Below are 219 nucleotides of genomic sequence, written 5' to 3'. Positions count from 1 at the left end.
CAGTCCGCCTCGGTGATATTCTGCTTGGCAGCAACCAGGCTCACACCGGCGGCAATGGCCACCTTGGTCTCCAGCATGCAGCCTACCATGCACTGTACATGGTTTGCCTCGGCATCGACATTGATTTTTAAGCGGCCCCCCGCAGAGAGAGGTACATTATGCCGAATACGATTTTTTCCTCCGAAGGCGCGCTCCTGTTCATCATGTTCGCCACAGTCG

1 pseudogene is annotated in these 219 nt (G+C 55.7%); it reads right to left on the bottom strand.

Features of this window, described 5'->3' with window-relative positions:
* Nucleotides 1-219, bottom strand: a pseudogene (locus H6B10_RS18480) (hypothetical protein); the annotation flags it as partial.

It is taken from the genome of Gemmiger formicilis, from assembly GCF_016901605.1.
Taxonomy (GTDB): Bacteria; Bacillota; Clostridia; order Oscillospirales; family Ruminococcaceae; genus Gemmiger; species Gemmiger formicilis_B.
This window is presented reverse-complemented; position numbering and strand designations above follow the sequence as displayed.